The sequence below is a fragment of the Pseudomonas chlororaphis subsp. aurantiaca genome, from assembly GCF_013466605.1.
GTDB classification, from domain to species: domain Bacteria; phylum Pseudomonadota; class Gammaproteobacteria; order Pseudomonadales; family Pseudomonadaceae; genus Aquipseudomonas; species Aquipseudomonas chlororaphis_I.
Genome location: NZ_CP059162.1, coordinates 5,733,997 through 5,746,819, shown reverse-complemented (window position 1 = coordinate 5,746,819; position 12,823 = coordinate 5,733,997). Strand labels below are relative to the sequence as shown.

The 12,823-nt window shown below is 65.2% G+C and carries 14 protein-coding genes; 3 read left to right on the top strand and 11 right to left on the bottom strand.

Annotated features, from left to right (window positions below):
• Positions 1-67: 67 nt before the first annotated feature.
• The 5 genes from H0I86_RS26225 to H0I86_RS26205 all read right to left on the bottom strand — a co-directional run bounded on the left by H0I86_RS26225 (position 68) and on the right by H0I86_RS26205 (position 5,515).
• The gene (locus H0I86_RS26225) at positions 68-1,531 is read right to left on the bottom strand and encodes an amidase (RefSeq protein ID WP_180922712.1); all 1,464 of its coding nucleotides are present in this window, start codon (positions 1,529-1,531) and stop codon (positions 68-70) included.
• 61 nt (positions 1,532-1,592) lie between these two features.
• Positions 1,593-2,627 (bottom strand): ABC transporter substrate-binding protein, encoded by a 1,035-nt coding sequence (locus H0I86_RS26220; protein WP_180922711.1) that lies wholly within the window; start codon positions 2,625-2,627, stop codon positions 1,593-1,595.
• Between the two features lie 27 nt (positions 2,628-2,654).
• Complete coding sequence (locus H0I86_RS26215; protein WP_162096075.1) at positions 2,655-3,464, bottom strand: ABC transporter permease; 810 nt, start codon at positions 3,462-3,464, stop codon at positions 2,655-2,657.
• Positions 3,461-4,381 (bottom strand): ABC transporter permease, encoded by a 921-nt coding sequence (locus H0I86_RS26210; RefSeq protein WP_180922710.1) that lies wholly within the window; start codon positions 4,379-4,381, stop codon positions 3,461-3,463. The genes H0I86_RS26215 and H0I86_RS26210 overlap by 4 nt, the downstream gene beginning before the upstream one ends.
• Positions 4,382-4,396: 15 nt before the next feature.
• A complete protein-coding gene (locus H0I86_RS26205) occupies positions 4,397-5,515 on the bottom strand; it encodes an ABC transporter ATP-binding protein (protein WP_180922709.1) in 1,119 nt (372 codons plus the stop codon).
• A 238-nt stretch (positions 5,516-5,753) separates the two neighbouring features.
• Here H0I86_RS26205 and H0I86_RS26200 point away from each other — a divergent pair, with 238 nt between their 5' ends.
• The 3 genes from H0I86_RS26200 (at position 5,754) to H0I86_RS26190 (ending at position 8,960) form a co-directional block, all read left to right on the top strand.
• Positions 5,754-6,659 carry a LysR substrate-binding domain-containing protein gene (locus H0I86_RS26200; protein ID WP_180922708.1) on the top strand — a complete coding sequence of 302 codons (906 nt, stop codon included), beginning with the start codon at positions 5,754-5,756 and terminating at the stop codon, positions 6,657-6,659.
• A 269-nt stretch (positions 6,660-6,928) separates the two neighbouring features.
• Positions 6,929-8,146 (top strand): MFS transporter, encoded by a 1,218-nt coding sequence (locus H0I86_RS26195; RefSeq protein ID WP_180922707.1) that lies wholly within the window; start codon positions 6,929-6,931, stop codon positions 8,144-8,146.
• A 97-nt stretch (positions 8,147-8,243) separates the two neighbouring features.
• Positions 8,244-8,960: an MOSC domain-containing protein gene (locus H0I86_RS26190; RefSeq protein WP_180922706.1), complete on the top strand. Its 717-nt coding sequence runs from the start codon at positions 8,244-8,246 to the stop codon at positions 8,958-8,960.
• Between the two features lie 13 nt (positions 8,961-8,973).
• On the opposite strand, the gene gspM is transcribed toward H0I86_RS26190, so the two are convergent.
• From gspM to gspH, 6 genes are read right to left on the bottom strand one after another with little or no spacing between them, the layout of a single operon-like run.
• Entirely contained in the window at positions 8,974-9,444 is a 471-nt protein-coding gene (gspM, locus tag H0I86_RS26185) for a type II secretion system protein GspM (protein ID WP_009050809.1), read from the bottom strand.
• A gap of 3 nt (positions 9,445-9,447) precedes the next feature.
• Complete coding sequence (gspL, locus tag H0I86_RS26180; protein WP_180922705.1) at positions 9,448-10,530, bottom strand: type II secretion system protein GspL; 1,083 nt, start codon at positions 10,528-10,530, stop codon at positions 9,448-9,450.
• A gap of 5 nt (positions 10,531-10,535) precedes the next feature.
• Positions 10,536-11,408 (bottom strand): type II secretion system minor pseudopilin GspK, encoded by an 873-nt coding sequence (gspK, locus tag H0I86_RS26175; RefSeq protein ID WP_124355410.1) that lies wholly within the window; start codon positions 11,406-11,408, stop codon positions 10,536-10,538.
• Positions 11,401-12,003, bottom strand: a complete 603-nt coding sequence (gene gspJ / locus H0I86_RS26170; protein WP_180922704.1) for a type II secretion system minor pseudopilin GspJ — start codon at positions 12,001-12,003, stop codon at positions 11,401-11,403. The genes gspK and gspJ overlap by 8 nt, the downstream gene beginning before the upstream one ends.
• Positions 12,000-12,374 carry a type II secretion system minor pseudopilin GspI gene (gspI, locus tag H0I86_RS26165; RefSeq protein WP_150085895.1) on the bottom strand — a complete coding sequence of 125 codons (375 nt, stop codon included), beginning with the start codon at positions 12,372-12,374 and terminating at the stop codon, positions 12,000-12,002. Before gspI ends, gspJ begins: the two co-directional genes overlap by 4 nt.
• Positions 12,358-12,822: a type II secretion system minor pseudopilin GspH gene (gene gspH / locus H0I86_RS26160; protein WP_150085894.1), complete on the bottom strand. Its 465-nt coding sequence runs from the start codon at positions 12,820-12,822 to the stop codon at positions 12,358-12,360. The genes gspI and gspH overlap by 17 nt, the downstream gene beginning before the upstream one ends.
• Between the last annotated feature and the right edge of the window lies 1 nt (position 12,823).

Sequence of the window (12,823 nt, the reverse complement as noted above, 5' to 3'; positions counted from 1 at the left end):
ATTATTCGCGTAGAACGGTAAGGCGTCAAGCGCTTTTTATAAAAAAATTATCTACGCTATCAACCGTTTATCCAATTCCCTCCTGTAGCAATGGCGATGGGCAGCGCTGGAACCAGCGGCTGGCCTGTTCGTAGGCGTGGGCCAGTTGCAGGACGGCGAAGTCTGCCTGGTGCTTGCCGATGATCTGCAGGCCCATGGGCAGGCCGTCTTTATTGAAGCCGGCCTGGACGTTGGCCACCGGGCAGCCGGACAGGGTGCCGGGGATCACCACTTCCATCCAGCGGTGGTAGGTGTCCATGGCCACGCCGTTGATGCTCTGGGGCCAGGCCAGGGTTTTATCGAAGGGGAAGACCTGGGCGCTGGGCAGCAGCAGGTAGTCGAAATCCTCGAACAACCGGGAGATTGCCCGGTACCAGTTGCTGCGCTGGACCGAGGCGGCAAACACCTCGCTGGCCGAGAGCGTCAGGCCGTTTTCCACTTCCCACCGGGCTTCCGGTTTCAATAACGCACGTTGTTGCGGATCGGCATAGGCCGTGCCCAGGGAGCCGGCGACCATCCAGTGGCGCAAGGTGCGCCAGCAGCTCCACAACTGCGGCATGGCGAAATCGGGTTGCACCGGTTCGATGCGGCAGCCGAGGCTTTCGAAGTCGGCAAAGGTCGCCTCGCACAGCGCGAGCAGGCCCGGTTCCATCGGCAGGTAGCCGTTGAAGTCCCCCAGCCAGCCCAGCCGGGTGCCCTTGAAGTCGCGCTCCAGCGGGACCGTGAAGGCCGTGCCGGATTCGGCGATGGACAGCGGCGCCCGGGCATCGGCGCCGGCCTGTACCGACAGCAGCAACGCGGTATCGCGCACGCTGCGGCCCATGGGGCCTTCGTAGCCCAGCTGGTCGAAGAACAGGTCGCTGCTGTCGTCGAAGGGCACGCGGCCCTGGGACGGGCGGAAGCCGATGATGTTGTTGAACGCCGCCGGGTTGCGCAGCGAGCCCATCATGTCGCTGCCGTCGGCCACTGGCACCAGGTGCATGGCCAGGGCCGCGGCGGCGCCCCCGCTGCTGCCGCCAGCGGTCTTGCCTGCATCGAAGGCGCAGGCGGTGGCGCCGAACAGCGGGTTGTAGCTTTGCGAACCGAGGCCGAATTCCGGGGTGTTGCTTTTGCCGATGATGATCGCCCCGGCGGCCTTGATCCGCTCGACCATGATGCCGTCGCGCGGGGGAATAAAATCCTTGTACAGCGGCGAGCCGAGGGTGGTGCGGATGCCCTGGGTCAGGGACAGGTCCTTGATCGCATGGGGCAGGCCGTGCATCCAGCCACGGTATTGCCCGCGGGCCAGTTCGGCATCGCGGGTGTCGGCCTGGGCCAGCAGTTGCTCGGCCGGTTGCAGGCTGACCAGGGCGTTGACCCTGGGGTTGAACCGCTTGATATGGGCAAGATAAGCCTGCATCACTTCCCGGCACGAAACGTGGCGCAAGCGGATGCGTTCGGCGAGTTCGTGGGCCTGCAGCAGGACCAGTTCGCTGATGTTATTGGAAGTCATGGCAGGGCTGCCTTTCAAACGGCTGGAGAAGCGCCCCGCCAGGCTGGCGGGGCGGTACAGGTCAACGCATCAGGTTGGTCCACAGGCGGTCGGCCAGGCGGATTGCGCCTTCGCCGCAGGTCTGGCTGAACACCACCTTGGTGCCTTCGGAAATGTGCAGTTCAGGTGCGTCCTTGAGGCCGGCGTCGAGGAAACTTTCCACGCCCTTGACCGGGCTCTGGTGCTTGAGGAAGTTCTGGGTCATCGCAGCGTTTTCAGGCTCGCTGAGGAAGGCGATGAAGGCCTTGGCGTTCGCCGGGTTCTTGCTGCCCTTGGGGATGACCATGTTGTCGACCCAGGCCAGCACGCCCTCCTTGGGATAGAGGTATTTCAGGCTGGGTTTCATCTCCCGGGCGCGCATCGACGAGCCGCCCCAGAACATCGACATGTCGATCTCGCCCGAGGCCAGGTTCTCGCGGATCGAGCCGGCCTTGGAACTGTAGGTCTTGACGAAGGGTTTCTGCGCCTTGAGCAGGGTCAGCACCTGCTGCATCTGCTTGGGGTCTTCGCTGCACAGCGGGATGTCCAGGTACAGGCTGGCCATGTCGATCACCTCGCTGACCGAGTCGAACATGTTGATCCGCCCCTGCAACTCGGCCGGCGGCTGGTAGAGCACCTTGTAGCTGTCGGCCGGGCCCTTGTAGCGCTCGCCGTCGAGCACCACGCTGGTGGTGCCCCAGATAAAGGGCACGGAGTAGGCGCCCTCGGGGTCCCAGGTGGGCTTTTTCAGGTGGTCGACGAGGCCGGCATAGTAGGGCTCCTTGGCCGGGTCGAAGCGCTCCAGCAGCTGTTCCTTGACCAGGATCGGGATGAACTGGTGCGAAGGGACCGCCACGTCATAGCCGGTGCCGCCCTGTTTCAGCTTGGCCAGCAGGGTTTCGTTGGAGTCGTAGGAATCCACCGTGACCTCGATGCCGGTCTGCTTCTGGAACTTGGCGAGGATCTCTGGCGAGAAATAGCCGCTCCAGCTCACCACGTTGAGTTTCTCGGCGGCGTGCACACCCAGTGGCAGGCTCAGCAGCAATGAGGTACCGAGGCTTGCGATCAACTTGCTCATGTCTTTTCCCCAAGGTCAGTGGAAGGTTCAAGCGTGTTTTTTGCCCAGCAGATAAGAGAGGCTGACGAACAGCACCGAGACGCCCAGGATCAGGGTCGAGACGGCGTTGACGTCGGGTGTCACGCCCATGCGCAACAGGCCGAAGATGAAGATCGGCAAGGTGGTGGTGCCGGCCTGGGAGACCATCATCGAGATCACGAAGTTATCCAGCGAGACGATGAAGGCCAGCATCAGCCCGGAGACGATCCCCGGCATCAGCAGTGGCAGGGTGACCTTGCGGAAGGTGCGCCACGGCCCTGAGTAGAGGTCGGCCGCGGCCTGCTCCAGGGACAGGTCCATGTCGTTGAGCCGCGCGCGGATCGGCAGGTAGGCGAACGGAATGCAGAACACCGTATGGGCGATGATCAGGTTGCCGTAGCCCAGGGACAGGCCGATGGTGGAGAACAGCGCCAGGGTGGCCACGCCGACCACGATTTCCGGCAGCACCAGCGGCAGCATGATGGCGCCCATGGACAGTTGCAGGCCCTTGAACTTCGCCCCGCGGGAGGTCCCCAGCGCCGCCAGGGTGGCGATGGCGGTGGCGATCATGCTGGCGCACACGGCGATCAGCAGGCTGTTGCCGGCCGCCGAACGCAGCGCCTGGTTGGCGAAGGCGGCGCGGTACCAGTCGAGGCTGAAGCCGGTCCAGACCGTGGCCGACTGGTTGGCGTTGAAGGAGAACACCACCAGCACCAGGATCGGCGCGTAGAGGTACAGGTAGAACAGGAAGCTGAAGCCGCCGAAGCCAGGAAAGTCCTGTACGCCGAGGCCGTTTCGCTTGAACAGGCGCAGCATCACACACCTCCCCGGGCAACGCGCTGGCGCTGGGCGCGCAGGGCATACAACGTCAGGACCAGCATCACCGCCGCCATCAGCACCAGCGACAGCGCGGCGCCGAACGGCCAGTTACGGGCATCGCTGAACTGGCGGAAGATCAGGTTGCCGAGCATCATCCGGGTCCCGCCGCCCAGCAGTTCCGGGGCGATCATCGCCCCCAGGCAAGGCACGAAGGTGAGGATGGCGCCGGCCAGGATTCCCGGCTTGGCCAGGGGCAGCATCACCTTGCGCAGGGTGCGGATACGCCCGGCATACAGGTCCTGGGCGGCTTCCAGCAGGCGGGTGTCCATTTTTTCCAGGGTCGCGTAGATCGGCAGCACCACGAAGGGCGCGTAGGTGTAGACCAGCCCCAGCAGCACCGCGCCGTCGGTGTAGAGCATCTGCAGCGGCTCGTGGATGACTCCCAGGTCCATCAGGCTGTTGTTGATCACACCGCTGCTGCGCAGCAACAGAATCCAGGCGTAGGTGCGGATCAGCAGGTTGGCCCAGAACGGCACGGTGATCAGGAAGATCAGCAGGCCGCGACGCTGTGGCGGTTGCATGGCCAGCCACACCGCCACCGGGAAACCGATCAGCAGGGTGATGACCGTGGTCAGCCCGGCGATGCCGATGGAGCGCAGGGCGATGATCAGGTAGGAGTCGGCGAAGGCCAGGCTGTCGTCCAGTTGCCGTTCGAACAGCAGAGCGGTGTAGGCGTCGCTGCTGAAGACCGGGTCGACCCCACCATAGGGGTTGGCCTGCATCAGCGAGTAGCCGATGACGATCAGGATCGGCACCAGCAGAAACAGGGCGATGGCCAGCAGCGCCGGGCTGACCCCGAGGAAGCTGTGCAAGGCCTTGCGCCGTTCCAGGGTGTTGGATAGCGATGATGTGTGCATGACGAACCCTCGTGCTCAATCCAGCAGGACGCTGGCGCTGCCACGGTCGAACAACAGGCCGGCCTGGCTGCCCACCGGGAAGCGCTGGCTCTGGTCGACGCTGTTGGGGGTGCGCACTGTCAGGCGCGACCCGTCGCTGAGGCTGACCTGGTATTGCAGGTCGGTGCCCAGGTAGATCTGCGCCTCGATCCGGCAGGGCAGAGCGCCTTCGCTGCCTTGTGGCAGCAGGTGCAGGCGCTCGGGGCGGACCGACAGGGCCACGGTCGCGCCGACGCTGATGTCGCTGCACGGCTGGGCGGGCAGCGGATGCCCGGCCGGCCCGACGAACCAGGCGAGGCCGGCTTCGACGCGGGTCACGTTGGCGTCGATGAAGTTGGTTTCACCGATGAAGTCGGCGACGAAGCGGTTGCGCGGCCGTTCGTAGATGTCCTCGGGGCGACCGACCTGCTGCACCTCGCCTTCCGACAGCACAGCGATGCGGTCGGACATGGTCAGGGCTTCTTCCTGGTCGTGGGTGACGAAGATAAAGGTGATGCCGGTCCTGGCCTGGATGCTTTTCAGCTCTTCGCGCATGGCCTGGCGCAGCTTGAGGTCGAGGGCCGAGAGCGGTTCGTCGAGCAGCAGCACCTTGGGATGGGGGGCCAGGGCGCGGGCCAGGGCCACACGCTGTTGCTGGCCGCCGGACAGTTGGGCGGGCTTGCGCGTGGCGAAGCGTTCCATCTGCACCAGGGCGAGCATTTCCCGTACCCGCTCGGCGATCTGCGCCTTGCTCAATACCTTGCCCATGGGCTGGGATTCCAGGCCGAAGGCCAGGTTCTCGGCGATGCTCATATGGGGAAACAGCGCGTAGTGCTGGAACACCGTGTTGACCGGGCGCTGGAAGGGAGGGCGATCGGCGATGTTTTCGCCGTAGAGCAGGATCTCGCCCTGGGTCGGAAATTCGAACCCGGCGATCATCCGCAGCAAGGTGGTCTTGCCACAGCCGGACGGGCCGAGCAGGGTGAAGAATTCGTTGTCGCGGATGTCCAGGTCGATGCCTTTCAGCGCCACTGGCCCGGTGTGCGGATCGCCGTAGACTTTGCGTACGGCGCGGATAGACACCGCCAGCGTTTGCAGCGAATGCAGGGCATTCATGCGTAACCTCCGATTCCCCCATCGCCCTTGGCAAGCGTCTGCAAGACGCCGCGCGGCCAGGCCATGGATATTATTTTTCTGGGCAGGATCGAGATGTGTTCGGGTGTGTGGCGAGCCGGTCTTGCAGGCTCTTTATTGTTCTGCTGGGGGCGATTATCAGTGAGGGGTTGCGGGGGCGAAACTTCAATTTTAACATAGCAGCTGTTAAATAATTTAATAGCTAAAGACGTCTCCAGTCATGCCTGAGCACCGTTTGCCACCGCTCAACGCGGTGCGTGCCTTTGATGCCGCCGCCCGCCTGGGCAGCTATGTCGAAGCCTCGAAAGCCCTGCACGTGACCCAGCCGGCCATTGGCCGCCATGTGAAGCTGCTGGAGGAATGGCTGGGCACGCCCTTGTTCGAGCGCACGTCGCGCGGCGTCACCCTGACCCCGGCCGGGGAGAAGTACCACCGCAAGATCGCCGCGGCCCTGCAACTGATCATCGAGGCCGGCAAGGAGGTGCAGCCCAAGGCCGCCGAACGCTGGCTGCGGATCATGGTGGTGCCGGGTTTCGCCAAGCGCTGGCTGACCCCGCGGCTCGAGGCCATGCGGCATTTGCGCCCCGGCCTGAAGTTCGCCATCGAGCCCAACTCGACCTTCACCGAAGTGGACGCCAAGACCACCGACCTGGGCATCGCCTACGGTCTGGACGGGCAATACGCCGGCTCGCGGGCGACGCTGATCTGCCCACGGGTATTTCCGATCTGCAGCCCGGAATACCTGGCCAGCATCGAACCCGTCCACAACCCGAGCGACCTGGTGAAGCACGAGCTGATCCACTTCGACGATGGCGAGTGGTGGAACATGTGGTTCGCCGCCAACGGCCTGGATATCCACCTCACCTGCGACCTGATCTACGTGAACAACGACCATGCGCTGTCGGTGGCCGAAAGCGGCCAGGGCATCGCCCTGGCCAACGAGGTGCTGGTACGCGAGGAACTCAAGGCGGGCAGGCTGGTGCGGGTACTGGATGATCAGGTGAAGCTGGAAAGCTATCGGGTGCTAACCCCGTCAGCAGAGCTTTCGGCGGATGTGCAGTGGTTTATCCAATGGCTGAAAACCGAACTGGAAGCGGACTTTCCGGAGGCGGTGATTGGTCGGTGAGGGTGGGCAATCTCGCCAGTGCGTCGACCTTTAACAGCCTTACGACGGTTACGCCGCCGATCGCAGCCTGCGGCAGCGGCTACAGCTCGCAAGCCCAACGGAACCCCTGTCGCCATTGGCGCAGCCGCTATCGGCCCAGGTACGGCAATGCCCTGTTCAGGAAAAATATTCAAGTCGTTAGCAAGCTAAGGGGATAGCCGCGGCGCACCGAAAAATGGCACATTGGCCGCCCCTGCAACTGCGCATCCATCTGCTGTACGGAAACTCTCATGGCTATCAGCAACCTTCAGTCGGCCTCCGTGGCGACTCCCTCGGCCTCTCAAAGCAGCCCCCTGGTGCTGCGCATCATTGGCGCGGTGGCGCTGGCGCATTTGATCAACGACCTGATCCAGGCGGTGCTGCCGGCGATCTACCCGATGCTCAAGGCCAGCTACGACCTGACCTTCACCCAGGTCGGCCTGATCACCCTGACCTTTCAGCTCACGGCCTCGCTGCTGCAGCCCTGGGTCGGTTATTACACCGACCGCCATCCCAAGCCGTACCTGCTGCCGGTGGGCATGATCTGCACCCTGGTTGGCATTCTGATGATGTCCCAGGTCGGCAGCTTTGCCTTGATCCTGCTGGCGGCGGGGCTGATCGGTGTCGGCTCCTCGACCTTCCACCCGGAAGCCTCGCGGGTGGCGCGGCTGGCTTCCGGTGGGCGTTATGGCCTGGCGCAATCGAGCTTCCAGGTCGGCGGCAACGCCGGCACCGCCTTCGGCCCGCTGCTGGCGGCGGCGATCATCATTCCTTTCGGCCAGGGCAATGTGGCCTGGTTCGGCCTGCTGGCGGTCTTCGCCGTGGCGCTGCTTTACGCCATCAGCCGCTGGTACGCCAACCACCTCAAGCTGTTCAAGCTCAAGCAGGGCCAGGCGGCGACCCACGGCCTGTCCAAGGGGCGGGTGCTCAGCGCCCTGATGGTGCTGGGGCTGCTGGTGTTCTCCAAGTATTTCTACATGGCCAGCCTCACCAGCTACTTCACCTTTTACCTGATCGAGAAGTTCGACCTGTCGGTGGCCAGCTCGCAGCTGCACTTGTTCCTGTTCCTCGGCGCGGTGGCGGCCGGGACCTTCTTCGGCGGGCCGATCGGCGACAAGATCGGGCGTAAGGCGGTGATCGGGTTCTCGATCCTCGGCGTGGCGCCGTTCACCCTGCTGCTGCCCCATGTCGACCTGTTTTGGACCAGCGTGCTCAGCGTGGTGATCGGCTTCATCCTGGCGTCGGCGTTCTCGGCCATCGTGGTCTACGCCCAGGAGCTGGTGCCGGGCAACGTCGGCATGATCGCCGGGGTGTTCTTTGGCCTGATGTTCGGTTTCGGCGGGATCGGCGCGGCATTACTGGGCCACTTGGCGGACATCCACGGCATCGAGTACGTGTACTTCCTGTGCTCGTTCCTGCCACTGTTCGGCCTGCTGGCGATCTTCCTGCCGCGGACCCAAAAAGCCTGAGTGCATGCCGTGAACGAAAGGGCGCCGACAGCGATGTCGGCGCTTGAGTTGATCTGCCGGGAACATCAGTTCGCCGATGAAACCATGGAGTAAGGTAATGACCCCTGAGCGTATAACCCTCGATGCCCTGTTGACCGGCCGCGCCGTGGCCTACAGCCGCCCGGGGTCTATGAGCGCGATCGCCAAGACCCCGCGCACCGGCAGTCTGCAGGTCGGTCCGCTGGGCCTGCTGGACGACGAGCAGGGCGACCTGCGGGTGCATGGCGGCACGGAAAAAGCCATTCATCACTACCCCCGCGAGCATTACGCCGCCTGGGCCGCCGAGTTGGGGCCGCACGCGTTGCTGGAACAGCCGGGCGCCTTTGGCGAGAACTTCAGCAGCCACGGCTGGACCGAGCAGAACGTCTGCCTGGGCGACCGTGTCCGGGTTGGCAGCGTGTTGCTGGAGGTGTCCCAGGGACGCATGCCGTGCTGGAAACTCAATGACCGCTTTGCCGTGAAAGACATGTCGCTGCGAGTCCAGCAGAGCGGGCGCACCGGCTGGTATTACCGGGTGCTGGAAGCGGGCAGCGTAAGCGCCGGGGACGTGTTGCAGCAGGTCGAGCGCCCCTTCGAGCAGTGGCCGCTGTCGCGCTTGAGCGCGGTGCTGTTTTCCCGCGAGGTGGCAGTGGAGGAGATTCGTCTGTGCCTGGAGCTGCCGCTGGTGCCTTCCTGGCGCCGCACTCTGGAGCGTCGGGTCGAACTGGCGGCGGTCGAGGATTGGGGCCCGCGCCTGCTGGGTACTGAGCGGGTCGATGAGGAACCCGCCCGCTGAGCGGCGGGCGGGATCAGTTCGCCTCCAGGGTCAGGCGCGCCTGGACCAGGGCCTGAGGGTCGACCTCCAATTGCAGCGACACCAGGTTGACGCCCTGGTTTTCCACCTCGTCCAGCCAGGTCAGCAAGTCTTGCAGCGCGCCGCCCAGGTTGAGATTGAGGCGTCCGGACTCTTCGCTGTCCATGCGTTCGATGCTCAGGTTGGCCGCGGCCGTGCTGGCGGTGATCAGGCCGGCCAGGGTGCGGCTGTTGGCCTGTTGGCCGCGGGCCTGGGTGGACGAAGGGAGCTTGAGCAGATCGGTTTGCAACTGTAGGGCCTCCTGGAACTGCTGTTCAGCCTGGCGCAGGGCCTGGCGCTGCGGATTCCAGAGCAGGGTCCAGAACAGCGTCACCGCCAGGAACAGGCTGAGCAGCTTCAGGGCCAGGCGATCGCGGGCCGGTAGCTGCTGCCAGCGGTTCGAGTAACGATTGAAAAGGGTGGTCATGGTTTAGTCCGTGATTTTCAGGCGGGCGCTGACCCCGTCCGGGGCGAGCACGGCCGAGTCGGCCTGCACGTTCGCGCCCTGCTGCGCGAGGGCTTCGCGCAGACGTTCGAGGGTGGAGAAATCCGGCGCGTTGACTTGCAGGGTCCAGCCTTGCGCCTGTTGGTAGTCCAGCCGGCGGATCCGCGTATCGCCGCCGTCGCTGTTGGTCCATTGGCTGGCCAGGCTGTCGAGCCGGCGCGCCAGGCTTTGCCGGGGCTGGCCGGCCTGCCGGGCACGGGCCTGGACCTGGCGGGCAAGGTCGATCACCCGCGGCTCGTCGGGGAAGCGTTGGCGCCAGAGTTCCAGGCTGGCCTCGGTCACCTCGGCGGTCTGGTGTTGCAGCAGCCAGCGATGACTCGCGTCCTGTGCCACTTGAGCGCCGCAGGCGATGGCCAGGATCGCCAGCAACGCCCGCCAGGGTGTGCGCGACGGGCTGCGCAGGGCGAACGCGCCCTGGCGCAGGTCGATGGCCTGCGTGCTGCCCCGGGCCAACAGCGGCCAGGGCGTTTCCTCGCTGCGTTGCAGGTTGTCGGGCAGCAGCGGGGCCAGTTCTTCTAGGGCCTGGTCATCGAGTGCCAGGCGTTGCTGGCAGCCCCCTCCGATCAGCCAGCGCTCCTGGCAACGCAGGGCCAGCGCCTGGCTGTCCGGCAGGCAGTCGGCATCGACATGAATGCGCTCGGCCGTCAGGCCATGGCGGGCCAGCCGTTCCAGCAGTTGTTCCAGCCACTGGCGTTGCAGGGCGAACACGCGGCAGTGTCGACGCGCCTGCAACGGCCCGCGGGCCAGATGCAACTGCTCGGGATCGTCCAGCAGCCGTTCTTCCAGCACCGAATGGATGGCTTGCTGTAGCCAGCGGCCGCTGCGCGGCGGTACGTCGAAGCGGTGGTGGCTGGCGATTTCGGCCGGCAGCAACAGGGTCAGGCGCAGGCCGGCCAGCACCGCCGCCTGTTGCAGCGTGCCGTGCACCGGCTCGCAGTCGGTTTGCCACCAGGTGACGGGCGAGTCGTCGTCCGCATTCACGGTGGTGAGGTAAAGCCAGGCTTGCATGGGGTTTACTCCGGAAAACGGGAAGGGGCGGCGAGGGTGCGCTGCAGTACGCTGACCTGGCCGTCTGGCTCGATGCGCAGGCGGCTGATCAAACGCAATTGGCGGTCGCCCAGTTCGACATCCAGCACCGCCTGGAAATACCGGCTGCTGACATCGAGCCCCTGGCTGTTGATCTCGTGCTGTTTCAGCACCGGGGCGTCAAGAAACTCCTGCACCGTCTTGTAGCCATCGGCGGGGCGCGCCTGCACCAGGGCGACGGCCTGGGCCAGGTCGAGCTTGCCCAGGCTGGCCAGTTGTTCGGCCGGGGCGGTGTTGAGGTTCAGCGCCCCCGGCGTGGTTCTGACCCAGGGCCGCAGGCGTTCCATGACCGCTGTGTCGACGCCTTCCAGGCGCATCAATTCGCTGCTGTCGTTCCAGGCCAGCGGCTTGCCGTCGAAACCACGCACCGGCGGCAGGCGCCTGGGGTCGTGGGGCGGCAGGCCGAGCACTTGCAGCAGGCGCTGATAACGCAAGCGGCTGATCCGGTCGTTGGGCGTGCGCAGGGTGCCGAGGTTGAAGCGCGCGCTGAGGTCCTGCAGCTGGATGCCGATACGCCCGCCGTCGATGTCGAAGGTCGGTGTGCTGTGCGCCCAGCGCTGGCCCAGGTGTATGCGCTTGGGCTCCGGTTCGTTGCGCCAGTCGTCACGCAGTTGGCCACGGGCCCAGGCTTCGCCGCTGAGTGCCAGTTGCCACAGTTGCTGTTGCAACAGTTGATTGGAACTGCCGATCAGGCTCAGGCGCTGGCGGGCCAGCATGTCACTGACGATCAGGGTCGCCAGGGAAGTGATCAACAGCACGCTGATCAGCGCGATGCCCCGTTGTCTACAGGCCCTAACCATGGTCCAGCCCCTTGAAGCCCGGCAGCAGGATCACCCGCCGCAGGCCGGGATAACCCGGGGCGTCGAGTTCCAGCTCAATGGCCTGAGGCAGGCTCAATGGCGCCTGGTCGACGGGCCAGTTGGAATGGGCCTTACCCTGGTCGTCGATGTAGCGCAGGCGTTCGAGCCGGACGCCATCGAGCAGCACCTGTTGCGCGGCGGTGCCGGACAGGTCGGGACCTTCCACCGGGCTGCGGTATTCGCGCAGCCATTGGTTGTCGTTCCAGCGATAGGTGACCAGCAGCAGGTCGTTGCGCGCCTGCTGCAAGGGATTGCTCCAGCCGCCGCGTACCAGCTGGACGCGCCCGGGCTCGCCGATCAGTGCCTGGCGCGCCGAGCTGCCGTTGACCGGGTAGGCGATGGCCTGGGTCAGGTCACGCTCGAAGATACCTACCGCACGCTGCAGGCGCCGCAGTTGCAGTTCGTGCTGATGAATCCGCTGGTCGGTGTGGATCATGCGTTCGAGTAACTGATAACAGGCCAGGCCGAGCAGGCTGAACAGGGCCATGGCAATCAGCACTTCGAGCAGGGTGAAGCCCTGCTGCTGGCGTTTCATGGGCGGGCCTCCAGGTAGCCCGCCAGGCGCGCGCGTTGCCGGGGCATGGGCGCGTCGGTGGAGACTTCGAGCACGATCTTCAGCAGGCGTGGGTCGGGCGCGGCGGTGGTTTCGCTGGTCAGCAGCCAGTCGCGCCCGGCGAAGCGGATCGGTTCCTGGCGCTGGCTCCGGGCCTGGCGCATGCCGGCGCGCAGTTCGTTCAGGCGGTTGTCCGCCAGCCATTGCGCCAGGGTGCGTTCGCTGAGGCCGCCGTTGTTGCCGATCAGGTGTTCGGTGGCGCTGTAGAGCGACAGCGACAGCACGGCGAAAATGGCCAGGGCGACCATCACTTCCAGCAGGGTGAAGCCCGCCTGTTCATTGCACCGGCGCAAGACGCACCTCCTCGACTCCGTCGCTGGACAGCGACAGCAGCGGCTGCTGGCGGTATTCCAGCAGCAGGTTGAAAGGCGAGATCTGGTCGTTGGCCAGCACCCAGAGCTGTGGTTCCTTGCCCTGTGGTCGTGGATCCTTCAGGTTCAGGCGCAGCTCGCCGGGCAGCCGGTGTTCCTTGAAGCGCTTGTCCGCTTGCCACTGGCCGCCATGGTCGAGGCTCAGCACTGCGTAGTGGTCCGGCGCCAGGCGCAGGCCGTGATTGACGTTGTTCAAGACCGCGTCTTCACGCAGCAGGCCAATGAGGTTCTGCAGGCGCTCGGCCTCGCGCCGGGCCTTCTGCCCGCCCGAGTCGCTCTGGACCAGCCCGACCAGGCCGGCCAGCAAGCCGATGATCACCATGACCACCAGCAGCTCCAGCAGGGTGAAACCCGCCATTGGCTTGCGCACT